Source organism: Haladaptatus sp. DYF46 (assembly GCF_021083305.1).
Lineage (GTDB): Archaea > Halobacteriota > Halobacteria > Halobacteriales > Haladaptataceae > Haladaptatus.
This window is the reverse complement of the sequence record NZ_JAJFAY010000001.1, coordinates 467,439-491,135: the sequence shown is the minus strand read 5'-3', so window position 1 is coordinate 491,135 and position 23,697 is coordinate 467,439. Positions and strand designations below refer to the sequence as shown.

At 53.5% G+C, this 23,697-nt stretch carries 26 protein-coding genes and 1 tRNA gene; 16 read left to right on the top strand and 11 right to left on the bottom strand.

What is annotated here, in order from left to right; translation table 11 throughout:
- The first annotated feature begins 1,087 nt into the window (after positions 1 to 1,087).
- The 4 genes from LJF34_RS02705 to LJF34_RS02690 all read left to right on the top strand — a co-directional run bounded on the left by LJF34_RS02705 (position 1,088) and on the right by LJF34_RS02690 (position 4,284).
- Complete coding sequence (locus LJF34_RS02705; RefSeq protein ID WP_231183090.1) at positions 1,088 to 1,342, top strand: winged helix-turn-helix domain-containing protein; 255 nt, start codon at positions 1,088 to 1,090, stop codon at positions 1,340 to 1,342.
- A 128-nt stretch (positions 1,343 to 1,470) separates the two neighbouring features.
- Complete coding sequence (locus LJF34_RS02700) at positions 1,471 to 1,857, top strand: hypothetical protein (protein WP_231183089.1); 387 nt, start codon at positions 1,471 to 1,473, stop codon at positions 1,855 to 1,857.
- A 402-nt stretch (positions 1,858 to 2,259) separates the two neighbouring features.
- A complete protein-coding gene (locus LJF34_RS02695) occupies positions 2,260 to 3,342 on the top strand; it encodes a hypothetical protein (RefSeq protein WP_231183088.1) in 1,083 nt (360 codons plus the stop codon).
- Positions 3,343 to 3,354: 12 nt separating this feature from the next.
- The gene (locus LJF34_RS02690; RefSeq protein ID WP_231183087.1) at positions 3,355 to 4,284 is read left to right on the top strand and encodes a hypothetical protein; all 930 of its coding nucleotides are present in this window, start codon (positions 3,355 to 3,357) and stop codon (positions 4,282 to 4,284) included.
- Positions 4,285 to 4,299: 15 nt separating this feature from the next.
- On the opposite strand, the gene LJF34_RS02685 is transcribed toward LJF34_RS02690, so the two are convergent.
- Positions 4,300 to 4,767, bottom strand: a complete 468-nt coding sequence (locus LJF34_RS02685) for a hypothetical protein (RefSeq protein ID WP_231183086.1) — start codon at positions 4,765 to 4,767, stop codon at positions 4,300 to 4,302.
- Positions 4,768 to 4,917: 150 nt separating this feature from the next.
- Here LJF34_RS02685 and LJF34_RS02680 point away from each other — a divergent pair, with 150 nt between their 5' ends.
- On the top strand, positions 4,918 to 5,856 hold the full coding sequence (locus LJF34_RS02680) for a TIGR02391 family protein (protein ID WP_231183085.1): 939 nt from the start codon (positions 4,918 to 4,920) through the stop codon (positions 5,854 to 5,856).
- Positions 5,857 to 5,939: 83 nt separating this feature from the next.
- Positions 5,940 to 8,027, top strand: a complete 2,088-nt coding sequence (locus LJF34_RS02675) for an AAA family ATPase (RefSeq protein WP_231183084.1) — start codon at positions 5,940 to 5,942, stop codon at positions 8,025 to 8,027.
- Positions 8,028 to 8,168: 141 nt separating this feature from the next.
- On the opposite strand, the gene LJF34_RS02670 is transcribed toward LJF34_RS02675, so the two are convergent.
- Positions 8,169 to 8,783 carry a hypothetical protein gene (locus tag LJF34_RS02670; protein WP_231183083.1) on the bottom strand — a complete coding sequence of 205 codons (615 nt, stop codon included), beginning with the start codon at positions 8,781 to 8,783 and terminating at the stop codon, positions 8,169 to 8,171.
- A 144-nt stretch (positions 8,784 to 8,927) separates the two neighbouring features.
- On the opposite strand from LJF34_RS02670, the gene LJF34_RS02665 reads away from it, so the two are divergent.
- Both LJF34_RS02665 and LJF34_RS02660 read left to right on the top strand, forming a co-directional pair.
- Entirely contained in the window at positions 8,928 to 9,500 is a 573-nt protein-coding gene (locus LJF34_RS02665; protein WP_231183082.1) for a hypothetical protein, read from the top strand.
- Between the two features lie 310 nt (positions 9,501 to 9,810).
- Positions 9,811 to 10,593, top strand: a complete 783-nt coding sequence (locus LJF34_RS02660; RefSeq protein WP_231183081.1) for a hypothetical protein — start codon at positions 9,811 to 9,813, stop codon at positions 10,591 to 10,593.
- Between the two features lie 291 nt (positions 10,594 to 10,884).
- Here the strand turns inward: LJF34_RS02660 and LJF34_RS02655 are convergent, their stop codons facing one another.
- Entirely contained in the window at positions 10,885 to 11,763 is an 879-nt protein-coding gene (locus LJF34_RS02655; RefSeq protein ID WP_231183080.1) for a DUF4238 domain-containing protein, read from the bottom strand.
- A gap of 325 nt (positions 11,764 to 12,088) precedes the next feature.
- On the opposite strand from LJF34_RS02655, the gene LJF34_RS02650 reads away from it, so the two are divergent.
- The 4 genes from LJF34_RS02650 to LJF34_RS02635 all read left to right on the top strand — a co-directional run bounded on the left by LJF34_RS02650 (position 12,089) and on the right by LJF34_RS02635 (position 14,008).
- Positions 12,089 to 12,415: a hypothetical protein gene (locus tag LJF34_RS02650; protein ID WP_231183079.1), complete on the top strand. Its 327-nt coding sequence runs from the start codon at positions 12,089 to 12,091 to the stop codon at positions 12,413 to 12,415.
- Positions 12,416 to 12,566: 151 nt separating this feature from the next.
- Positions 12,567 to 12,773 carry a hypothetical protein gene (locus LJF34_RS02645; RefSeq protein WP_231183078.1) on the top strand — a complete coding sequence of 69 codons (207 nt, stop codon included), beginning with the start codon at positions 12,567 to 12,569 and terminating at the stop codon, positions 12,771 to 12,773.
- A gap of 481 nt (positions 12,774 to 13,254) precedes the next feature.
- Positions 13,255 to 13,455 carry an AbrB/MazE/SpoVT family DNA-binding domain-containing protein gene (locus LJF34_RS02640; protein ID WP_231183077.1) on the top strand — a complete coding sequence of 67 codons (201 nt, stop codon included), beginning with the start codon at positions 13,255 to 13,257 and terminating at the stop codon, positions 13,453 to 13,455.
- Positions 13,448 to 14,008, top strand: coding sequence for a hypothetical protein (locus LJF34_RS02635; protein WP_231183076.1), 561 nt, complete (start codon positions 13,448 to 13,450; stop codon positions 14,006 to 14,008). Before LJF34_RS02640 ends, LJF34_RS02635 begins: the two co-directional genes overlap by 8 nt.
- 381 nt (positions 14,009 to 14,389) lie before the next feature.
- Here LJF34_RS02635 and LJF34_RS02630 read toward each other — a convergent pair whose 3' ends face one another.
- From LJF34_RS02630 to LJF34_RS02615, 4 genes are all read right to left on the bottom strand, one after another.
- The gene (locus tag LJF34_RS02630) at positions 14,390 to 16,369 is read right to left on the bottom strand and encodes a hypothetical protein (RefSeq protein ID WP_231183075.1); all 1,980 of its coding nucleotides are present in this window, start codon (positions 16,367 to 16,369) and stop codon (positions 14,390 to 14,392) included.
- The gene (locus tag LJF34_RS02625; protein ID WP_231183074.1) at positions 16,366 to 16,815 is read right to left on the bottom strand and encodes a hypothetical protein; all 450 of its coding nucleotides are present in this window, start codon (positions 16,813 to 16,815) and stop codon (positions 16,366 to 16,368) included. The genes LJF34_RS02630 and LJF34_RS02625 overlap by 4 nt, the downstream gene beginning before the upstream one ends.
- Before the next feature lie 109 nt (positions 16,816 to 16,924).
- On the bottom strand, positions 16,925 to 17,194 hold the full coding sequence (locus LJF34_RS02620; RefSeq protein ID WP_231183073.1) for a hypothetical protein: 270 nt from the start codon (positions 17,192 to 17,194) through the stop codon (positions 16,925 to 16,927).
- Positions 17,195 to 17,261: 67 nt separating this feature from the next.
- Positions 17,262 to 17,336: transfer RNA gene (locus LJF34_RS02615), tRNA-Val, on the bottom strand.
- 96 nt (positions 17,337 to 17,432) lie between these two features.
- Here LJF34_RS02615 and LJF34_RS02610 point away from each other — a divergent pair.
- Positions 17,433 to 18,734: a hypothetical protein gene (locus LJF34_RS02610; protein ID WP_231183072.1), complete on the top strand. Its 1,302-nt coding sequence runs from the start codon at positions 17,433 to 17,435 to the stop codon at positions 18,732 to 18,734.
- On the opposite strand, the gene LJF34_RS02605 is transcribed toward LJF34_RS02610, so the two are convergent.
- Positions 18,731 to 18,976, bottom strand: coding sequence for a hypothetical protein (locus tag LJF34_RS02605; protein WP_231183071.1), 246 nt, complete (start codon positions 18,974 to 18,976; stop codon positions 18,731 to 18,733). The genes LJF34_RS02610 and LJF34_RS02605 overlap by 4 nt on opposite strands.
- 112 nt (positions 18,977 to 19,088) lie before the next feature.
- Here LJF34_RS02605 and LJF34_RS02600 point away from each other — a divergent pair, with 112 nt between their 5' ends.
- Both LJF34_RS02600 and LJF34_RS02595 read left to right on the top strand, forming a co-directional pair.
- Positions 19,089 to 20,042 (top strand): MBL fold metallo-hydrolase, encoded by a 954-nt coding sequence (locus LJF34_RS02600; RefSeq protein ID WP_231183070.1) that lies wholly within the window; start codon positions 19,089 to 19,091, stop codon positions 20,040 to 20,042.
- Entirely contained in the window at positions 20,039 to 21,757 is a 1,719-nt protein-coding gene (locus LJF34_RS02595; RefSeq protein ID WP_231183069.1) for an adenine deaminase C-terminal domain-containing protein, read from the top strand. The genes LJF34_RS02600 and LJF34_RS02595 overlap by 4 nt, the downstream gene beginning before the upstream one ends.
- Before the next feature lie 7 nt (positions 21,758 to 21,764).
- Here LJF34_RS02595 and LJF34_RS02590 read toward each other — a convergent pair whose 3' ends face one another.
- From LJF34_RS02590 to LJF34_RS02580, 3 genes are all read right to left on the bottom strand, one after another.
- The gene (locus LJF34_RS02590; protein WP_231183068.1) at positions 21,765 to 22,007 is read right to left on the bottom strand and encodes a hypothetical protein; all 243 of its coding nucleotides are present in this window, start codon (positions 22,005 to 22,007) and stop codon (positions 21,765 to 21,767) included.
- A gap of 59 nt (positions 22,008 to 22,066) precedes the next feature.
- A complete protein-coding gene (locus LJF34_RS02585) occupies positions 22,067 to 22,345 on the bottom strand; it encodes a HalOD1 output domain-containing protein (protein WP_231183067.1) in 279 nt (92 codons plus the stop codon).
- 105 nt (positions 22,346 to 22,450) lie between these two features.
- Positions 22,451 to 23,203, bottom strand: a complete 753-nt coding sequence (locus LJF34_RS02580; protein WP_231183066.1) for a helix-turn-helix domain-containing protein — start codon at positions 23,201 to 23,203, stop codon at positions 22,451 to 22,453.
- A 199-nt stretch (positions 23,204 to 23,402) separates the two neighbouring features.
- Between LJF34_RS02580 and LJF34_RS02575 the strand changes: the two genes are divergently transcribed.
- Entirely contained in the window at positions 23,403 to 23,576 is a 174-nt protein-coding gene (locus LJF34_RS02575; RefSeq protein ID WP_231183065.1) for a hypothetical protein, read from the top strand.
- Positions 23,577 to 23,697: the final 121 nt, after the last annotated feature.

Genomic DNA, 23,697 nt, shown 5'->3' with positions numbered 1-23,697 from the left:
CGCCGTGGTTGTACCGGACCAGCCGGTCGTAGCATTCGGGGCAGAGCCATGCGGTCGTCAGCTCGCCCGTCTCCTCGTTTTGGACGTCGGCTTCCTCGACGCCGCGGTGCTTGTGGCAGATGTCGCAGGCGTCGAGGTCGTTGTCCGCGATGAGGTCGTCGTACTGGGTGAGCGGCGGAATCTCCTCGCTCGGTGGTTCTTCGTCGTTCAGGATGGCCTTCGCGCCGTCCGAGAGGTCGGATTCATCGACGATGATGGTGTGGAGCAGCGCCGGGTCCGCGCGGCGGAGTGCGGCGGTACCGTCCGAGTCGGCGAAGGTGTCGGGCGAGAACGCGCCGTCTCCGACCTGCATGGTGTCGAACGGTGATTCGTCGGGGGCGAACACGTCGAACTCGCCGACAAGTTCACCGACTAAGACAGCGGGCGTTTCGCCCTGTTCTCGTTTTCTCTCTTCGAGCGTGCGTAGTTGGTCGCAAAGGTCGTCGATGGAGAGCACCGTCGTCGTCATTGGTACTCACCTCGCGACTTGGTCGTCTTTGTCATCAACTCGGGTGTACTCGGACCCCCTATTAAATGGGTTTTCGACAGCGGAGTGAAAGTGAAAGTGGAATCGCCATCGGTCGAATTCGTCGTTTCGTCTCGTGGTTTTGACTGGTTTGAGGCGAGGTCGCGCGCAGTCAGTGAGCCGACCGGACAGCCGCACGGGCTAAGAATGTGCGCGGATGGGCCGCGCGTGACGAGCGCGAGGATCGGCGTGTCGCAGCGGGGGCAGTTGGCAGTCGATTCGTCCGTACAGTCGGGGCTTTCAAGACCCCGCGAGTTTTCTTCGTACATGGCTTCCTGCAAGGTTTTGGAAGCTACCGCGGACCCGATGTCCCAAGCATCGGTCCGCTTACTTTCGATATTGGACCCAGTAGTGACGGGTCCGCGAGTTGCTTCCTACTTTCTGCCAAATCAGGGAGGGGTAATAAATCTTGCAGTATATGGTATCAAAGTGACTCTATATACATTCGTCTCTTCGCTTACCAGAGCGGTTAAAAACTGGTTTAGAGATGCTAAGTGTAGAATGCGCCCGCGAGTGGACTGGATGACTGGAAATGACGATTCTATCCTAGAGTATCTCCATGAGCATGACGTGGTCCTTCCACCAACGGGACTAGAAATCAATCTTGATCGGGAGGGTGTCGGTATTTCCTACTCAACAATCTCGCGACGGCTGAAGAAGCTCCAAGAACACGGTCTTGTCAAGAAAGTCCGAGAGAAAGAGGGCTACTACGCGATTACCGAGAAAGGGCGGCAGTATCTCGCTGGGGACCTTGATGCGGATGAGCTGGAAGAGTAGCTATGAATTGGGATGTATCGTGGATTGCCGAAACTATATCCACTTCTACTAACGAGTGTATCATGGAATAGTATGTACATTTTCAAATCATAGAAATCTTTTTGTCATTTAGCTGTTGAAGTTAGCTCATGATCTTTAATGGTCGAGTAGGGAACCGGATGCGAGAAGCTATTTTTGGAGCAATACTACCAATCCTTTCTAAAGCATTTTCGACAGTTCTTGAGACGACATCTGAGACTGTTAATCAGAACAGTGGTAGTTCTCAATTATCAACAGATTTGATCATTTTCTCGTTTCATTCATTCCCTGACTGGGTTACTCTTGCGGGATTAGTCATCACTCTAACAATTTCTGGACCATTTGCACTCATCGGATTTCCCTTGGAACTTGGCGGAGCGAATTTATTGGTTTCAGGTGGGAAAAACGGCTTCTATTTGTTGCTTTTTGGAGCTATATTGAATGTTCTTGGGGCGGTTATCGGTGGTTGGAAGCCCTTCTTACGCCTTTTAGACTGATTGAGGATTGAACAACCACAAAATCTTCTCTATGAAATCCTGATAGAGAGCAGGTAATTCAATGGGTAATTTGATACAAAAGGGATAGGGGAAGAGCGGTTGGAAAAATAGATACACACTACTACCGGTTCACACCGGAGACTTATCTATGGGAATCTCTAGTATTTCATATTGATTGGGAGGTGCCCATAGTGATGGACAAAATCAATCCTCAAACTTTGATGGAGCATGGCGGGTTCGATATGATACCAGTGGATGTAAATCACAACAATTATTTTAGTCAATATGAACACTGCAATCTCAATATCAAGCCAATACCAGTGGGGATTAGAATAGCGGGATAAGCAAAATAAGAGAGAACATAAAATGTCCACTACCCAACCTATACATAGCCGGAGGGATATGTTGAGCATATTTAATGACCGGCTACAAAAAAACCATTCTGACCTACTGGAGGACACTGAGCTCTCTCCTGGTGAGAATATGCTTAAGACCGCAATTATCGAGAGTAACATCTCCCCGAGGGAGGTAGTAGGAAAAGAAGAGATTGAAGAAGTATATGAGATCGAGAGCGATCTCCATATGTTCGAATGGGCTACCAGAAACAGTGGTAAAGGCTGGTTATTCTTGGATTCACACGATGAGCGTTTTTGGATTGTTTACTCATTAGGTGACTCTCACTTCTTCAGTGATGCGACTCATGAGTTAATCTCAGGAGAAGGTGCTGGACTCGACCGTCTTTGGCTCCCAACAGGCCAGATAGAAAACATAGGTGAGATGGGCGAGTATGAGGGTGTCAAAATCAGCTATGGAGCAGATGATGTTTTTCCGGAAGAATTCATTGAAGACAATCTCCAATTCTCAGATCTTAATATTGACGGAAGTGGGAGCAGCTCAAAGCATCTCTACGACATATTGAAGCAGACTGACGAAATAGACCAATTTCTAGCTCTTTCCCGAATACAAATCCGTCGTGAGATTAGAGATGATTTTGTTCGTGAGAGAGTCACAAATGAAGGGATGCTCACGACCAGAGGTGGTTCAAAAATCAATTTACATATATCTACTGTTGAGCAAATCAAAGACCAATATGCACAGATGTTGGAATCGATTGAAGCCAATCATCTTATTGGAGCAACTAGTCGTGAACATGGTGCATCAGCACAAGGCGCACCAGTCGTGATCAAATTTAGCAGAGAAGTCCACGACGTAGAGACGTTCCTCTCTTATGTAGTAAACGCGAAAAATCCGTTTCGGCTGTGGGGTAATATACGCCAAGTTGGCCCATCTGCCTACAAAGTCGATGGTGTTGATATGCACAATGGTGATAAAATTGCCATCGAGATGGCCCCACAGTGGATACGCCTTTATTTATATGATGGGGCGTGCGGAAATACTGCACTAAGGCTCTTCACCAACCTCCAGCAACATTACGATCCTGCTGCTGAACTAATTTATCAAGATAGAAGTAGAATGGATGAGTAAGTGTAATTAATGATGCGTGAGTTGGATCCACATACTCATCAAATTAATCTCTGGATTGCTCTCTCTGGCTTTGAACCAACGTTTTCAGGTACACTTGGAGAAGTCGGTTACGAGTGTACCATAATCGAGGACGAGTTCTATATTCTTGATGAGGACGGAGAGGATATTATCAATCCAGATTTGATACTCTCGTCAGAAAACGCAGAGCACGCACTACTTATAGAATGCAAATCACTCGGGGTGAAATCTGACCAAATACGACGTTATCTTCGTGTTGAAGGAAACGAGGAAAACATCGCGTTGCAAGGATTAGTCAATAGCATCACTGCTGAAGACCTTTCTGCTGAGGTTCTCCTTTCCTCTTTCAAAAATCTCTCAGAAATCGAAATTCCAGACGACATCGCTCTAATTCATTTCAAAAATAGCTCTGGTAGCGGGCTTTCAATTTGGAATCTTGAAGGTCATCCGATAACAGAAATCACTGCTTCGAACGCGTTCCCCATCAACGTCAAGCCAGACGAACCACTTCCAACAGGACATTATCCGTTTGACATATATGAGGCAGATAAAGAGGCAATGGTTTCTTCGGTTTTCAGTAGCGTTGTGTCACTTGCTGTCCAAGAAGGGGAATTTGATATTGACGACATTCTAAATCGGGCCCATCCATATTGGGATAAGATAGGAGATGACAAGCAAAAGGAAATATATGACCGTGTAGAGCGGACATTTCTCGAACTACGAAGGGCAGGCCTCGACCAATATTTGGATAAAATAGCTGGGACAAATGGGCAAGAATGGAAAGTAGTGTCTAAGACGATTCAAGCAGTAGGAAGTCGAACAGAATATTACGTGGAGCGAGTAATGGAAGAGCTCCCGCAGGCTCGACTAGACCACGATGCATGGAGTACTAATTCTGATTCTGACTCAGATGATAGCCAGTAGTCAATGATACCGGCTTCAAAAAAGAACAAAATATCCAACACCGAGACCTTCTACGAGCCCCACAAAATGCGATAACGTATTCGTTCCACCAACAAACGGCGGAAACGCCAACAACACCTGCACGTGCCAAACCGACACGAACGCCCCAAACACGAGCAGACCAACCGTGAGAGGACGCCCATGAAGCCAGCCATCGGCCCGCAGTGAGCCACGAAGCTCGTAGGTCACCACAACATCTCGAAGCAACCACGACGCGTAGCAGACAGGAACCAGAACCAACACGAACGCCAGCGGTGTCGTCGTGTACTGGAACACACTCCAGAACGCACCCGCCAGCCCAATGCAGAACAACACCCCGACAGTCGGCAGGAGCGAACTCTCGCGCCCGCTCGCCGTTCTGAGGTAGTCCGCGAGCGCGACCATGAGTAGTCCAACGAACGCGCCGTCGAGCGCGGAGAAGCCCCTGCTCGATTGAGCGATCATATCGAACAGAGATGTCAGTCCGGGACGATGAACTCCCTTTAGAATAAGAATCCTACCGAAACCAACTACCGGAAAATCGGTAGTGTTTCTCTCTTAGCAATGAGTTTATTCCAACTGAGAGACATCACTCCGTCAGTAGCTCATCTACTCATGAACGAAACCAAAAAATTGACCGCTTTTTCGGAGCGGTTTATACCGGGTCACCAAGATTTCTCGCATAGCCCATACACAAATACCTCTCTGAGCATCGAGGTGGACCTGAGTGAGCCGACTATCGAATTCAGATACCGACAGGAGAAAGACGAAATTCTGAATCGGCACGTTACTCATTCATATATCTACGCTGAATTGAGCGAGCAACAGTTGATCGAGTTAATGAAGTTCTTCACTACTCCAAAGCCGGAATCAAAAGGTGAAACGTCAACGTTCACTCTGCAACCGACTCGTGTTCTCTGCCGGTATCGGCGAAATAATAAAGATTCTACAGAGGTCAATCCTGGTCATCTCCTATTCGAGGCTCACTTTGACCGAATCATCATCGAAACTTTCGGCGGAGAAAATCAGGTTATCCCATATTGTGAGGTAGAGCAGGGAAGCACGCCTCAAGATCGGAACAACCTAAAGAGTGTTCAGAGATTTGCAACTCGTCTCATAGAACTACTCGAAGAAGGTGAGAATTCAGCTAGAGATGAATCAGGAACGAGTTCATTCGAACTTACGGACTCCGAACTCTCTACTCGCTGTATCAGTAAGTTTGAGAGAGGCGAATACGCTGATGCTGCAAGTACGAGTCTGAAGGTACTTGAGGAAAGAGTTCGAGCGAATGGCGATGAAGACCTCGCCGATCTCTACGGAAAAGACCTCATGATGCAAGCGTTCAGCAGTGACGATGGGTCGCTCGCATTCGGCGAAAACGCAAACGAAGAACAGGGAGTCATGTTCCTCTATGCCGGTGCGATGCAAGCGCTCAGAAATCCACTCTCGCACCGAACTCCTGATCCAGAAGGTTCTAAGCACTTGGACAGCTTTAGTGAGGATGACGCTCGGAGCATCCTGTACTTCGTTGATTTCCTGATCTCGAGAGTATAGTCCCTCGGCAGGTTCAGCGTATGTGGTTTGATGTCCGACACCTATTTGACTGTCTCGTTGTTGTTTACTTCTATCCAGAATCTATGAAGATTGAACAAGTTCGCGTTCAGAATTACAAGTCCATTTTGGACACGAAGTGGGTCGATATCGAGGACGTTACGACGCTCGTCGGAGCGAACGAAGCAGGCAAGACGAATTTCCTCGAAGCACTTTCCCGATTCAAAGACGGTGAAGAGCTAACCGAAGCGGAGATTTCCAATTATCGTTCATCATCCTCTACAAAGAAAAGTGAGATTCCAATTGTTTCATTAATCATATCAAGTGTCCCAAATCCATTATTTGAAGATGTATCTAGAATAATATTCAAATTAAGAGATTCGGGATTGCAGAACAAGAGAAAAAGAGCATTAACTCGATACGCAGATGGGACAGTTCGATATTCTCTTGCACAACTAGAGGATAATTTGGAACAAGCAGATGTTCAATTAGATCATATGTATACTCTTCCAAAACTCTATAAGGAAATAGAAGAAAATATGTATAAAAAGAGTATCGCATTCTCTGACGAAATATCCTCTGTATTGAATCAATTTGGTGGGGATAAATCCGATATTCCAGATTTGATAGGTGGAATAAATGATATTCTATCTGGAAAATCAAAGCACTTTTTGCCAGAGCCATCGCCTTATTCCAAGCTAAATACGATTCGAGCAATGGCACGAGGAATCACTTGGTCGGATGATGTACGCGAGGTTGCTCCAGACGAGTTGGCGATCATACCAAATTTCCAACTCTTCGATAATATTGTTCCAATCTCTGGAAAAGGAGTTTTCGACGAACTTGAGAAAGGCGATCCTTACTGGGAACTCTTAGATGCAGTTGATCTAGATAGCGAATCGCTCGAATCAGCCACTGGTCATGAGATTCATGATCGAATGGACGAGGCGAACGACACGATCACACAGCGATTTGACGACAACTGGAAACAGGCGAACGTCCGTTTTGTTCTCAGACGGAATGATGGTGATGTGACTCTCCGAATCTACGAAGAAACCAACGATGGGGAAAGGGAAATCAGAACACTTCCCTCCGACCGAAGCCAAGGATTCCGATGGTTTCTCTCGTTCTTCTGCCACCTCGTCGCCCGCGAGCAAGGTGAAATCTCGAACTCAGTGATTCTCCTCGACGATCCGGGCGCGTACCTTCACCCCGAAGGGCACAAGAATCTGAAGAAGGCACTCAAGCAACTTGGCGAGGACAATCAAGTCCTCTACGGGACCCATTCGCCGTACATGATCGACAAGGATAACCTCAACAGTGTTCGAACGGTTCGCCAGCTCCGCGATCCAAAGCCTGTAGAAGACGTCGGCCGACAAGAACCGTTCGACGAGGACGAAGAGCGAATCGGGACGGTCGTCACTCGACTGAACGGGATCAACGATCCCGACCACGACAGTCTCGCCGCTGTCCGCACTGCACTCGGGGCGACGTTCGCGGATTCGCTGTTCGCCAGCAAGAACACGGTTCTCGTCGAAGGTCCCGACGACCGAACGTATCTCAAACTGATGTCCGAGGTGCTAGGCGACGACGAGCCTCTCCTCGACAACAACGTGAACTTCGTCGTCTGCGGTGGTGCATCGAGAGCGGACTATCTCGCTCGTATCGTCGAATCGGAGGACTACAACGTAGCTGTCCTCCTTGATGACGACGAGGCGGGACAGAAAGCACAGCGGAAGCTACAGGACGGCGTGGAGAAAGGCGAGCTCGACACGGCAATCTTCCACACCGGAACCTATGTCGATTTCAACGCCGATACGACCATCGAGGATCTTCTCTCGCCGGACTTGCTCTGCGAGGTCGCTGCCGACGTCCACAGCGAAGTCGAAGAGTCCGAGTTCCAAGAGCGAGCGACACCGGAACACGGCGAGATTGCTAAGCAGCTCGACGGACGACTCAAACAAGAGTTAGGCAATCCCGTCGGGTGGGTACTCGACAAAGCCGAAATCGCTCGCACAATCGACAACCGAGCCGCGGTCGAAGGTAAGGAGCTCTTCGAGCAGGAAACGCTGGATCGTTTCGAAGAACTCCTCGTGGCTATTGACGCCTCGCTTGACGATTCGGAGGAGAACGAGACAGACGAAGAGGTAGAAGAAGTCACAGCAGACGATTAGATAGAGTGACTGACGATGGCAAGAGGGACAGATTGGGAAAACAGCGCTACCAGACTTGTTCTAAAGTTTCTTACCGAGGGCGATCTGGCTTTCTCGGGAAGCGTGCGATTGTCTATACGACAGATAATGAAACGTTGAGCCTCAGTTGGGTTCTCCGCTGCCGAGACCTAGCCGGTTGTCCACGGTTTGAGAGTGATAGAAAAGAGATAACGGAATGATAATTGAAGCCCAGACTGTGATCAAGATATGCTCGAAAGTTTGGACTGGGTAGTATTCACGAAGCTGCCAAGAGATGATAAACGCGAGAAATCCTGCCATGTAAGCAGAGTATGTATCTCGGTTTCCATCTATTAGTGCTGCTAGGTTTTCTTCAATATAGACGTTCACGTAGGCACGGCTCAGAACGACAATTAACCCCAAAAGCTGGACTACAGAGAGCGGTCCAAAGACTTCCTCTACCCATCTCTGCATCATGATTGACATAAAGACCGTAGAGCCAATGAATAATAGAAAAGTGAATTGTTGACCAGTCCGAGAATCAAGTCCAACTATCTCTATGAAGGCTCGTATACTTTCGTCCGTTTGGATACTTGACCAAGCTTCGTGGAGAACACCAAACAATAGAATCACAAAGGCGTACTCAAATAGATTGTAATTGTCGTGTATCCCCCGAGCCAATAAATAACTGACCAACGTCGCCATTATAAGAACTCCGAGCTCGTCTTTATACTTTTCAGCCAATTCTATCAGATCCATTTCTATTAATGTCTTTAAATTCCAAGTTATTGAACACTCCGTTGAATGTCTATATAGTATCTGGGGGATGAACTTCTAATTTGAGAAAATCTCGTTATTAATGTCCGATAGATTCAATAAGATTTGTGGGGTATGTGGAGTATAATGGCTTCCTCTACACAAGAGAACAAAACACACGCAGAAGATGGTGACGCAATTAGCACTGGAGATATCAACGCCTCAGATGGTAGTAACGTAAACATTAATTCTCCTATGCAGGAACACCGTGTTCCGAAACCCCATAATACACAAGGAAACCAACAATTCAATGGTGCAGCTCGTATATTCCAATTTTTGGTCAAATACGTCTCTACACGCGTCTTGGATCTCGTATTTGGTCTCTTCGCGGCATCAGGAGGACTTGCTATTGGCTGGGGATACTTTGCTGAGATGTATCCAAATTTCGGAACAGAAGCGTTCAGTGTGCCGAATTATTTCATGGCAGGCGTTATTCTCTTCGGTGTTGGCCTTGCCTATATCGGACTTCGTAGAAACTCAGTGTGTCCGAAATGTGGTGAAGCTTTTTCAATACGTCAAAAGCAAGAAGAGATAGGTCGAGACAAGATTGAAGGGAGTGCTGATGATCTCCTCATTGGAGAGCAAACGGAGTGCGTGAATTGCAAATACACGGATGAAGAAGAGTTTTGGAAGAAAGATCCTGCGTATTCAAAGAGATAGAAAATCTTCTATGATGTCACAAGCTGATTCCTCAGTCTCTAAAGTGTTTCCTGTATCTCTACCTATTCACCCCCAATCCTCCATGATCCCGATTCGCTGCTTCTTCGTACCGACCATTGCTGTGTTCCCGACTCCAGCGAATAGCCAAATCACTATGTGATGTTTCGTCTGGAACGGCAAACGTGATCCATCCGCTTTCGGCATTGGTACTTGTGTTTCACAAAGAGAAATCCGTGCAGGAAAGGGTAAAGACTGGTACTCCATCAATGCCTCAGGTTTTAAGATATTATTATGAGAACAAGTAGTAGAGATGAAATGGAAGATTCATAGAGGGTATCTACTTGGCATTCTTGTCCTTATTCTCGTGGGTGGAATCCTGTATATTCCAAAGTCCCGGAGTTTCATGAATTCAAATTCAGGAGCGGTGTCTGGTGTGCTATCTCTTTTGTTGGTTCTCCTTTATTTGATACAATATCAGACACAGAAGGAGCAACAGAAGCTGATGGAAGCTGATCACCGCTCAGTCATTGAGGTAGAGGACTATTGGACAGAAGACGAGAAGATCATATTCCAACTTTCAAATTTCGGAAATGGAGTTGCAACAGATATTGAATTAGTTTCTCTCTCCGTATTCGAAGACACCGAGTACTTTTCGCCGGGAACCATGAGGAATAGACTCACAAGGAAATCGGATGATCCTGACCGAAACCGAATGGGTCAATCGCTGAAACCAGGAGAAGGAAGAATTGCATTTGAAGCACTTCCTTCAATTGGATTTGAGTTGAACTCCGGGCAAATCCACCGGTGTGGCTTTAGAACCGGGATGGATGAACTCCATACTGAAGATGTAGATATCATCCGGCTATTTTACTACATTCGGTATGGCGATTTACTTGGTGAGAAACATATTTTTCCGGTCTTTATGCTGGAAGCAGAACCGATAGAGAAACGCAGAAAATTCGAACAAGTGTTCAAAGAAGCAGGCCAGGTCCCGATCAGACTCCAAATCATCGGCGAACCAAAAATTTCGGCTGATGATTTGAGTTTCAACTTGTCCGACGTAGAGATATCTGATAGAAGAACCGTAGTCTGAAATATAGCCTGTTTCAATAGACTATGATTATTAAAAATTCTTCCTTATCAAAACTTATTTTAAATTTTTATTAAATTAATATCTACAAAGACCGATAACGTATTCTTCCCGCTAATAAACAGCGGAAACACCAAACAATACCTGTACGCCCCAAATCAACACGGCCATCATGAGAACGAACAAACCAACTGTGAGTGGAACAATAATGACGTAGACTGCCTGATTTCCTTAGAGGTGGGACCTTGGAGTCGTTGGAGAAGGGTAGATAGTGAACCCGTACCTATACATCGATTAATCTGGGTCTGGGAAGTCGTAGTCTATTTCGGCATATCCCGGATTTTCTTTGATGAGATCTTTGGCAAACTCGAAGTCCTCAACGGGAGAATATACTTGTCGGTGAGAATGTTCTACCTGAAGCCTATTCTGATATTCGACGTGCCCCTTCTCGGTCAATTCCGACTGTTCCAGGGGAAAAAAATACTCTTTCGGGTCGTACATCCCCAGCAGTAGATCCGCGCTCAATGGGACATGGATTCTCGTTCCTCGATTCTTCACACCCCTCTCGGAGACCGGGTTAGGGTTGACCGTGTTGAAAATGGCGATAGGATGGTCCGATGTCCACAGAGGGTACTCCGTCTCATTCACAAACAGGAACCAGTTCATCCCTTCCAGAACCTCTGCGAAGTCTTCAAGCGCGTTTGCCATTAACTGAAGCTGCCACTCTTTTGCCCCTCGATCAGTAGTACCAGCCCCCACAGCTTCCCGGCCAGGATCATCCTCCACATCAGCGTCAACAGTCTCCAAAGTATGCTCGGAAGCTTGCCTGACTATCTCACGGAACTTCTGAGTGCGAATATGTAGATGAGACAGAAAAAGCGATATCGTCTTTCTCTCATCACTGGTTAGGCTGTTAACATCTGCAGAATCAAGTAGACTGTAATAAGCTTGGGAGAAATGCCCTTCGAAATCTGCGAACTTGTTCTCTACGAACTGCTTGTCCGACAGATCATAAAAATACTCTCTCTGTGCAATTTTCTTCGTATTAGAGGGGAAAATCTTGTCTTCCGGTTTGTCATAACAGTGCAGGTAGTACGGGTCCTCTTCATCCCTAGAGAACGTGTTCAGATAGAATCGAGGGACAAAATGCTGTTTCTTCTTCTCTTTCACCATTGTCCTTAATCGAGATCGACTAATCAGTGAATAGGTATAGTTTTGTCCCAACTTACGTTTCCCCAGAAAATTTCACACATACACAAATTCAACTTTCCACCTTCCTTCACTCACCCTCCAAGGGGTCATACGTCGCGAAAACCGCTCTCTCGAAAATGAACATCGAGACGACGGGTTTCGTGAAACGATGTTCATTTTGATCAGTGACTGCGTTCGCAAACCAGATCCCATGCAGTTGGATCGGGGGTAAACCGACCGCTCTTTATATATGATTGTAAGTGAGTAAGCGAAAATCATTCCATCTGTGGAGGTCATGTTCATTCTCATGTCACGGAAAACTGACACACCAGCTGCGATGGGCGACTCGCTTCGCATTAATCTCACCACCGGCAAGGCCCGGAAGTCAAAGGTAGCGGCCGTTTGCAACGTCTTCGACGCGAACAAGAGTGAAGCCGTGCTTCAAGCCTGCGTCTACGCCGCTGAAATGCGTGGTCACAACGCCGTCTCACCGAATATGGGTCTCTTGGAAGAACTGATGACGGCCGCAACAGAGCGCGGCTCACTCACTCCAGAGGAGATTGCAGAAATAATCTCCACGGAAGAGGTTCCAGTTCAAGCCGAAACGACGTGGGCCGTCGGAAATGAGGCATGAAATGCCCAATGAAAAACGACCACGAATCGAGTTAACGGACGCCTCCCGTGAGAAGGAATTTCGACTCTTCACGGAGACAATCATTCGTGAACGCCTCCGAGCGCTAGACGGTATCCTCTGGTATAATCCAAGTCGAGACCGATATCACCTCGTGACAAAGGAAGACCGCTACGACGGTCACACGACCACTCGAAAACGGATTGTCATCACGTTTGTACTGACCGAAGATTCTGTTTTAGTCATCGGTCAGCATCATCGCCATGTGAACTTTCAGGAGTCATCCGATTATGAAACGATCAACAACGTCGAATCGGTCGATGAGTTGCTTTCTATCGACGACCAGAAGAACACAAAATAGTGGAGTAGTCTAAGACGAATGTAGTGGGTCAACTGGTTTCGAAAATCAAGCTGAGCCGTGGTTCAAGCTCGAGGCGATTTGCCGCCGACTACGCACGCGCGCGTGTCGGATAGGCGCGGTAGGGTCCCCCCGGGCGCGCGGACAGTACACGAGATTCGAAGCATAACGAATCCAATTTCGGATTCGTCGAGTGGCGACTTCTGAAACGCTCCATAGAAACAAGGAGTACCTTTATAGCGACCGCAGTTTCTCGCTTTCTCGACAATGGAGAAAACACCTGATGAAACCAGAAACGAGACACCGACATCTAACCGAACCGAAAGGAGTGAAACGCAATGAGTCAGTCCACGTCCTCGCACAGCCGACGCGAGTGCGGTTGTTCGGTATGTCTCCGAGACAACGGCGGGCTCGACTACTGTGCTCGTTGTCGATTCTACAACTGCGATCCGGAGGAGCCACATTGCAAACGGGAGGACGACGCATGAGCAAAGGCGCGCCGTTGATGTACGCGGATACGCGCACCGTCCAGCAAGGCGATGGCTGTAACATGGTGACGATTCCGAAGGACCTCGTCGAAGCCTTCGACATCGAATCGGGCGATGAACTCCTCTTCAGCGTTCAGCAGGGCGACGAGGGAATTCTGATTCGTCCCGCCGAACAGTTCCGACCACAGTATGAGTAGCGACATCACATCCAGCGACGGACTGCTCTCGCGCTTCCGAAACGTCCGAGCGGCGTTCCCTGAACAAGTCGTAGCGAGACCGACCAGTTCGGTATTCCACCGCCTCGACCTGACTGTGGAGGACTCAAAACGCCCCGCGTGTAGTGCCGGAAAGCGCAATCTGGAGTGGCACGTCGCAGATCCGGACACGGTCCGACTGAGCGGTCTGCGACCCTGCCGGTCCTGCTTTCAGGGGATTTTGGAATACCTCGCCCAACAACCGGATAGTCCGGTCGAAGCACGCGTTTCAACGGAGGACACCTTCGACAGTCGTGAATCGCGGGAGCAGTCCGACGAGGACGTCTTCGAGCCCATCGCCACACCGTTGATTCCATCGATTACGTCGCTTACCGATGAAGTCATGATCACCAGTGGGTCGTCGAAGATCATGCACGCCCCGACGACGGACGGGCCGCTGTGTAGACAGCGCGGTGAGTATCGAATAGTCGAGCCCTCCGTCCTCGGCGGCCAGTATCGTCCCTGTGGCGACTGCTTCGAGAACCTCCCGGAGTGAACCGCGAGATTCATTCGATAACCGAAGTCCATAGGCGCAATCGTGAGTATTTCGTGCGTATCGGCGTAGGATTCTACCGAGAAAACATCTTCTTCCCAGTTCGACGACCAACTGAGCGACCAACCGCGGTGTCCTTTGTTTCCGGTGTCGAGCGCGAAAGCGCGAGACGTACTTTAGGCCCGTGGCTCTTTAGCCACACATTCTAAGCGGAAATGCGGGGGTCCCCCTCGAAATGTCGCGGGTCGTCGCTGACCACCCCCGCTACTCGCTCGTTTCACTATCAGTCTAAAACAAGTTTACTTGTATTCAGGTTAAGGTAATGAAAGTGGAGATGGAATAAGTCGGTTCGAACGGAAGTGTCGCCACTCGACCGTCGGGCGGTCAGCCGAAGCTTCGTACCCAGTACTGCGGCGCAAATACCGCCCCGTCAGCGAGCTCGACCACCGGTTTCACTTCAAAGGCGAACTGACGCACCGCCTTTCCGGTGAGTTGACTCCAGCGATGAGCACCGGCTCTGAGGATTCGTCGAACTTCATCCTTCGACTCTGGCGTGTACTTCATCGTCAGCTCGTCGGGCTCGCCCTCGCGACCGTCGAACTCGACGCCGTACGTCTCACGCCATCGTGCAAACGCCGAGTCGCTGTCCGCGACTTTCTCGGCTTGGACGAGTCGGTCGGCAGCTTCCGACATCGACACCTGAAATGACTCTTTCGCCCCGCGGAGATACTTCAGTATCTCCTGGGCGACGTTCTTCGACCGAAGACGAACGTCACCGTACTCGTGAACGACGATTGAGCCGAGTCGCTTCAGCGACGTGTACACCGTATCGATGTGTCGACCCAGATCTTCGGCCAGATTTTTCGGCGCGACCTGCCCGCCGTCGGTCAGCAACTCTTCAGTGATTTCGACGTCGGTCGGGGCGAGGTTCGGAACGACGCGCATCACGTCGTCGTGCTGCTCCTGCTGGATGCTCGGGAGCCGATTCGGAACGAGATTGCGAAACCGCCGTTCTCCCGTCACCTCGAAGACGTCGTCTTCGACGTACACCTGCCCGTCGGGGCGAATCGGGATATCCGTCCAGTCGAGAACATTCAACAGCGCTTCGTCGAGTTCCTTCTCCACTCGTCGAAGATCGTCCCAGTAGACCGTCCGGTCGGTCACCGAATTCTGAAGCGCGACGCCGAACTTCGGATGCTCAAGCGTACCGTCGCCCTCGACCGCGTCCGGGTTCCTGACGTGGTAGTGCTTGAACTCCTTCCCGAGGACGTGACCACCGAGCAATTCGCCAGCTCGTTCGTGATCGATGGTCGCGACGTGATAGTAGCCCTCGCACTCGCGATCGTCGCGGATACTCTTCGCGTAACCACGGCGTTCGTCGGCGAGCAGCATCGAGATTCGATGAATTGGACCGTCGATGGCGTACAGTGGTCCGGTCAGATCCTTATCGAGACGAACGTACAGCTCGCCATCGGTGATGTTCGACGAGTGGTGAATGTTCTCCGGGTGGACGTCGTCGTACGGGATATACGTCGGACTCGACCACTTCTTTCCCTGTTGACCGTGGAGAATTCCCATCGCCTGATAGAACAACTTCGGGTACACTCGCGGGTCGATGTTCGACCCTGTGTATTCCACGTCGACGCCGAGCAACCCGTGCGGATTGCTCGGGTCGCTGTAGCCGTCCTCCGATTCGAGATTCGGCCAACGCGGTCTGATGTTGAACGAGGCTTTGCGAAGCGCGTCCCGATGGTTCTCGACACCCGAAGGATGCATCTTCACGGTGTATTCGCGAACGTTCTCGATTCGGAACGACGAATCACGCCACGGTTTTAGCTTGCTATCCGAAAAGGAAAATTCGAGTTCCCACTGCTCGCGACCAGTCGTTTCGGCGATGTCGTCGGGAACGCCGAATTCGACCGTGAGCGCGCCATCACCGCGGAAGTCGTGTTCCTTCTGGAGACTGTTGAGACCGTAGTAAATTCCGAGGCCAACGTCGTATTTGACGTACGCCTTGAACTCATGCCACTGCGACCGGATGAGGTACGTCTTATCGAGATCTCCGACCGAGTCCTCGTTTCCCTCTGACTGCTCTCGTCGAACAGCGTGCTGGAGCGGTTCGCAGGTGTATTCGTGCTGGTCGTAGTCGTAGACGCGTCGAAATTCCTGCTCACAGTAGCGACAGCAAACGACGTTCGTCGGGGTGCTGTCCGGGTCGCTGTCGGCGTCTTGCGTTCGGTTGTCCTCAACCGCATAGTCGCCCGAAAGAACCGCGTCGTCGGCGACGTCGTTGCTCTCGGCGTGGACGTCGGCCATCGTGACTTCGTCACGATTCGCACCCGCGTGGTGGAACTCGCGGCTCACCGCGATCCACCTCCATCGCTTCGGAGACGGTGGATTTTCTGTGACGCCGAGAGTGGTTTCTCGACGTCTTCTTTACCGCCATCTTTCAGACGTCGTGCTTCCTTCGCCTGCTCGGTAGCCCGTTCACGCAGTTGTTCGGCAGTCCGACTCGGCGGGTCAAACTCACCGTATTCCTCGAGGAACGCTTTCCGCTCCTCGAGGAGCGAAATCACTCCCTCGCGAGGCCCGTAGTCGATTTTCCGCTCGACCGCTATCCAGGCGTTGACGACCTCGATGGTGCCGATACCGCGAATGCGGGCGGTGACCAACCGCTGAAGTGTGTGGTCGGTGTGATTGCTCCCGTGTTCGACGAGGTCGTGATCGAGAAACCGCGCGGGATTCTCGTCCAGTTTCCCTTTAAGACGACGTTGCCACTCGGGGGTTTCGTCGCGAGCAGGCGAGACCATCCTTATCCCTCCTGCTCACCTGTCACGTCGGTACCCGCCTGTTCCGCGGGATGTCGGAGGGAGACTTTGGTCTCGACGTCGTAGAGTTCGCTGGCTCGGACAAACTCCCTCACGCGTTCTCACCGCCGTCGGTGATGCGTCTCTTTCGGAGTTCGACACCGCCCTTCCGACTCGGATACTCCTGTGGGTCCAGCCGCTCGGTGACATCGAGTCCGCAGGCGGACCCGCGCATTATGCGTGCCCACGTGTCGCACTCGGGACATCGCAGGACGCGACCGTCGTCGGTACCGTACACGCGCCGGAACTCTTGGGTAACGTGGGCCTCGCAATAGCCGCACGTTTGGCGGTCACTGTTGGGGTCTGGCAGTTGAACCGCCATCAGAACCAGCACCCCCTAAACCGGCCGCTAAGTGTCAGCGGATGCTGGAAAAAGTATATATACGGAGTGGGTCGGGGCAGATTCGAACTGCCGATCTGCTCCGTGTGAAGGAGCTGTCATAACCGGACTAGACTACCGACCCGTACGCAGTTCATCGTTTTCCTGCACCGGACTTAAGACTTGCTTTCGAGGGCGGACGGCCACTACGACCAAGTTCGACCGATGCCGACCCCTGACCATGACCGACTGGACCGTGGTGAACGTCGCCGAGACGAACCCGGACGTTCTGGACGGCGAAATCCCGCTGAACGAGGCCCTGTCGGCTCACCCGGGCGCGCGGGTGAAGTTCGTGGTACCCGAGGGACGCTACCACCTCGACGGGCGGTTCGAACGCAACGACTGCGAGGCGATTGCGGTGGTCGGCGACCCGCACGCCACGCTGGTCGTGACCGACCCCGACCAGCAGTACGGCCTCGACGTCGGCGGTGGATGGGGCGCGTCGCCGGACGCCTCGGCGACGAGGGTCGAGATTCGGAACCTCACGTTCGACATGACGGCGGACGGCGTCGGCGCGCAGGCTGTCTCGGCGCGGGCAAGCCACGATTTGCGAATCGAGAACGTGAGCGTCGAGGGCGAATGTGCCTCCGCGGGGAAGAAGGCCCTCGGTGCGATTTACGCGGCGGTCACGCACCCCGAGGGGTCGGGCGTAGTGACCGTTTCGCTCCCGGACGGGTGCGCTTTCGAACCCGAGAGCTATCCCGACCAGTCGCCCACGGAATCCCAGACCAGCCATCCCATCGGGGTCAACGTCTCCGACGACCACCGCGGCGAGTTGGCGTTTCGGGACTGTCACGTCGAGGGCTGGGTGAACAACGGCGGCTACCTCGCCGGAGGGGATGGACCGTGTCTCGTGACGGGCGGCTTGTGGAAGGACAACGGGAACTCGAACCTCCGGTTGGGCGACGGCGACGAGGCCCGAGACGTGCGAATCGAGATGGGCGAGACGACCTACACCGGGTGCGGACTGTGGTTACAGGAGGGCGACTGCCGCGTCTTCGGCGGCGAACTCCGCCTGCCGAACTGCGACAACGACGGCCTCCGCGTTTCCAGCCGCTCCGCACGCGTGCGCGACATGACAATCGAATGTACTTCGTCCGCACGACCCGTCAAGATCAACGACGGCGACGGACCGGTCGTACTGGAGAGCGTCGAACTCGCGGATTCGGGCGACGGGTCGAAACACAACTACGCCGTCGAACTGTGGCGCGACGGGACCGAACTTCGAAACTGCCGGTTCGCGTTCCGAAACGGAGACGAGAATCGCAACGGCATCAACGTCCTCGGAGCGCGAATCGTCTTCGACGGCGTGACGGCGACACACGATGCCGACGGGACGACGGTACTCGTCAAGGCCGATGACGCGACGTTTCGGAACTCGACGTTCCGTGGCCGTGTGGACGTGGACAGAAAGAATGCGTCGGTACCGCGCGTCGAGGACTGCGATTTCGCAGATTGCGAGCGTATCGGCTTCGACGGTTAACTCATTCGCATCCGCTTTTTCGCGTCCCGCATCGCGGTCCGTGACCGTTTCTTCGCTTTGTGTTCGACGTCTCGAAGGTTATCGCGCATCTTCTCCCGTCGTGACGGCTCGGGCGGTCGCTCCCTCCCGGTCATCTCGCGGGCTTTTCGCTCGGCGGGTCGGAGTTCCTCGCGGACACCACGTCCGAGATGACTCCCGGCATGTCGGAGGTGGTACCACGCGTCTTTGAAGTGGGTGTTCATCGTTCTCCCAATTATGTCCTTACGCACGGGTCAGATATAATCGTTCCGTCGGTATTCGACGAGAACGTCGGTTCAAAAACGGTTTTACGGCGGGCAAAGAAAGGGAAACTGTATGTTTACGCGGCTTTCGATTCCGACGCCGTTTCAAATCGGTCCGGTGAACGCCTACCTTTCGGGGCGGACGCTGGTCGACCCGGGTCCGGGAAGCGAAGAGGCATGGACTGCCCTGTTCGAAGAGTTGGACGAACGGGACCTCGCCCCGTCGGACATCGAACGAGTTCTCATCACGCACCCCCACCCCGACCACTTCGGATTGGCAAAACGGCTCCGTGAATCGGGTGCCAGCGTCGCCACCAGCGCGGAAGCGGCCGACATCGTTCGCGACTTCGGCGATCGATTGGCGTACGAACAGGAGTACTTCTCCGACTTCTTCGACCGCTGTGGAATGGCGGAGACCACCGCCCAAACCGTCACCAACCTGCCGGAAGCCTACCTCTCGGTCGCCCCCGACGTCGAAACCGATATCGAACTCGACGACGGCGAATCGGTCACCGTCGAGGGTGTCGAACTGACGGCGGAGACGGTGCTGGGCCACTCCTCCGGTGAAACCCTGTTCACGTTCGAAGACGACGGAAAATCGAAAGCCATCGTCGGGGACCACGTTCTCGGCGACATCACGCCGAACCCGTTCCTCCAACCGCCGACCGAGGAGGGCGGCCCTCGCCCGCGCGTCCTCCCCTCGTTCAACCGCTCGCTCGCCGAACTGCGGGACCGCGACTTCGATCTCCTCCTTCCGGGCCACCGTGAGGAGATAACGGACCCGTCGGCCCGAATCGACGAAATCCTCGCCGCCCACGAGGAGCGTACCGAAAACGTGCGTGCGCTCGTGGACCGGCCGACGACGGCGTTCGACGTGATGTGCGAACTGTTCGAGGATCTACCCGCGACCGAGTACTTCCCCGGGATGAGCGAGGCCGTCGGCCACCTCGACGTCCTCGAAGCGCGCGAGGAAGTGAACCGACACGAACAAGGTGGCGTCGTCGTGTACGAAGGAGTAACTCAATGAACGAACTGCAACCAGTCACGCTCGGCGACGAACCCGCCGACCTCGTGATTCGGAACGGTCGCGTCCTCATGCCGGAACCCTGCGAGTTTCAGGCGCGCGACGTCGTGGTCAAGAACAATCGCGTCGCGGCGCTGCCGGAGGACGGTAGCGATTCCATCGGAGACGAGACGAACGTCATCAACGCCAGCGACCGGGTCGTCACGCCCGGGTTCATCGACGCCCACACCCACATCGACCTCCACCAGACGTTCGAGAACGCCTATCACTACGCCCTCGAAGGGGGCACGACGACCGTCGTGACCGAGGTTTCCGGGTTCGGCCCGGCCTTCGGCGCGGAGGGCGTCGAGCAGTTGCTCGCCGCGACCTCCTACCTCCCGATTCGGGTGTTCGCCACGGTCCCGCCCCAACCGCTCGTCGACACGTTCGAACCGGCGCGTGGTGACGCCGAATCGCTCACGAACCTCCTTGGCGACGCCCGAGTCATCGGGGTCGGCGAAACCGACTGGATTCACGCCGTCGGCCGCGACTCGCCCACCGAGGAACTGTACGAACGCGCCCACCTCGAAGGGAAGACGGTCACGGGCCACGGCGCTGGCTGTTCCGGCGAGAAACTCCAAGCGTTCGCCACAATCGTCGATGACGACCACGAGTCGATTACCGGCGAGGACATCATCGAACGCGTCGAAAGCGGCATCCACGCCGTCGGCCGCTGTGGGTCGATTCGCGACGACATGGCCGCGGTCGGCGAAGCGTACGAGGAGATCGGCGCGGCCGAAATCTCCCTCTCGACCGACGGCATGTGGCCCCGCGAACTCATCGGCGAGGGATACATGGACGTGGTGGTCCGCCGGGCCATCGAGGAGGGCATCGCGCCCGCCGACGCGATTCGCATGGCGACGCTCAACCCGGCCCGTCACTTCGACCTGCCGAACCTCGGGTCGCTCGCACCGGGCAACGTCGCGGACATCCTCCTCATCGACGACCTGGAAACCGTCAACGTCACCACGGTCATCAACGGCGGCGAAGTCGTCTACAACAACCACGAGACGACCGTCGCGCCGCGTTCCTACGAGTATCCGAGCCACTTCTACGACAGCGTGAACGTCAGTACCGACCCGGCCGGATTCAGCGTCCCGGCCGACGTCGCGACCGACGGAACGGTGCGCGCCATCGAGTACCGCGAGGGTCTCATCTCGGGTGAAACGCGAGTTCGCCCGCCGATCGAAGGCGGCGAACTCGTCGCCGCGCCGGAAGAGGGCCTGCTGAAAGCCACCCTTCTCGACCGACACCCTGACGGCGACGGAACCGGATTCACCGGGTTCGTCACCGGTTTCGGCCCGCTTGAGGGAGCGGTCGCGACCAGCCTCGTCTGGGAGACGCCCGGCGTGTTGGCGCTCGGAAGCGGCGAGGACCTCAGGGAGGCCGTCGCCCACGTCAACGAGATGGGCGGCGGGTGGGCAGTCGTCAGGGACGGCGACGTGGTCGCGGAACTCCCGACGCGAGTCGCCGGCGTCTGTTCGGACCTCGAAGTCGAGGAGACGGCGAAACTGTACACCGCCATTGAGAGCGCGTTCCGAAGCCTCGGAACGGACGTCGAGCGACCGATGATCGGAATCCAGACGCTGACCTTCCCCGGCGTCCCCTCGCTAAAACTGTCGTTCTCGGGCTACGCCGACATCTTCTCGCGTGAAATCGTCGGGTTGACGCCCGAATAGCGCGCGTCTAATCGCCCGCAGACTCGCCGCTCTCTTCCCCCGCTACTTTGCTGCTCTCTACGTCCTGTCCGTGTTCTCGAATCGTCCGAATCTGCTCGTACGGGAAGAAGTTTCTCCCGCCTTTCCGTCGCAGCCAAACCCCCGTTTCGTAGAACTCCAGGTCGTCACCTTCGACCGGGGACACGATGTTCTGTTCTCCACCCCGTTTGCCAGTCGGCACGAGGTACACGTCGTACTCGTTATCAGGCATGGGGCTAGTACGCCGAACACGGCGAAAAGCGTACTGGCCCGTCGTATTCGAGACGGCGACTATCCCGCCTCGTAAATCACGACCCGTCCCGTCCGAAAGACGACGACTGCGAACCCTTTGTGGACGAATTCGACCCGCCTCGGGACCCGCTGTTCGGACTGACGGCCGAACAGGTCTTCGAGGGCATCGGGGTCGATACTCTCGTAGAGCGGTTCAATCTCGGTCGAACTGCTGTCGGTAACTTCGGCGATGGCGTCGATAACCGTCTCGGCTAACGGTCCTCCCTCGTGACTCGTTTCGTGAAGAATCGTCTGATTATCGCTCGACTCTCGAACCACGTTATATCCCTCCCGAGGGTCGAACGAAAAGCGCTGTGGCCGGCATTGCTTCGTCAGAGGCGTACCATGGATGGAATGTTTGGGGTTTAGTGGTTCATGCGTTTATTACCCCTCGGATGATTCGGTCGGTTCGTTCCGGGGGAAGAGAGTGGTCTCAAGCATCCGTTCCAATCCTCGTCGAAGGCGGCCGGACGCGGCCTGTGGCGAGATGTCGAGGGTTTCGGCGAGTTCGGAGAGCGACGTTTTGCGAGGGACGTGAAAATACCCGGAGGCGAACGCGGTCGAAAGGGCCTCCCGTTGTTCGGCGGTCAGCCCGTACTCTTTCGAGGGGAACTCGTCCACGGAATAGATTCGCCGGACTTCGTACGAGATGGATCGCTCGTCACACGCCTCCCGGAACCGAGTGGTCGAATCGTGGTCCGGGAATCGAATTCGGAACTGCCATCCGTCGCTGTTTCCGATGGCGTCGAGAACCGTCACGTCCTGTTCCGTTAGTATGCCTTGGATTCCATCGGTGGCGCTGGACCAGCGGATCTCACACAGCGCACCGGTTGTAGTTTCGCTCAGGACCGCGATGGAATCGACCGAAGCGGATTCGAGCGAGACGTCGGCGAGAAACGACGGGTCGGCCGTGGCGACCCAGATAAACGGCATCGAACACTCCCGCGTCGGGACGAGACGCTCCAACTCGATTCGGATATCGGAGCGATAGGGAAACAACTCCCCGAGGGCGAACTCGTCAGGTGGGAGCCGAAGTTCGACGACGACGTTCACGACGGTCCATAGGGCGTGCCGTGCGTCAACCCTTTTGGCCGTTTTTGCGGGATTCGTCGCGCACGAGACGATGATGATGCGCATAACTTACGCGTATTGACGGCGTTGGAATGCCGTGACCATGGGGATCCTCGCCGTCGAAATCACCTCGAATTGTACAGTGTACAACCTCGGTTGAATCGCAAGAGTGCGTCGACCTGATTCCGGTGGTATAGATTGTTATGAAATCGAACTAGCAACAAACGATATATAGGGTGGTGTCACAGGCTCGGGTGAAGTTGCAATGTTCGCACCGATACGACGCGCGACACTGTTTGCCCTGTACCAGCTCAGCGTTCTGGCCGGAATCTGCCTGCTTCCGGTCGCCCTCGTCGCCCGGCGGGCCGGAGTACCGTTTCCCGTACACCGCATCGTGGAATCCCTGGGGGCGTCCTACGAGAAGACGAAGAAAGAATAACCCCGACCGACGCTCGTTTTGCGTAATCTCACGGTGAATACCCCGAGGTTCGGCTCCGAGGGCTTCACCTCATCACACCCCGGAAGGGTTGGTTTTATCAGTGCTGATGGACTACGTCCGG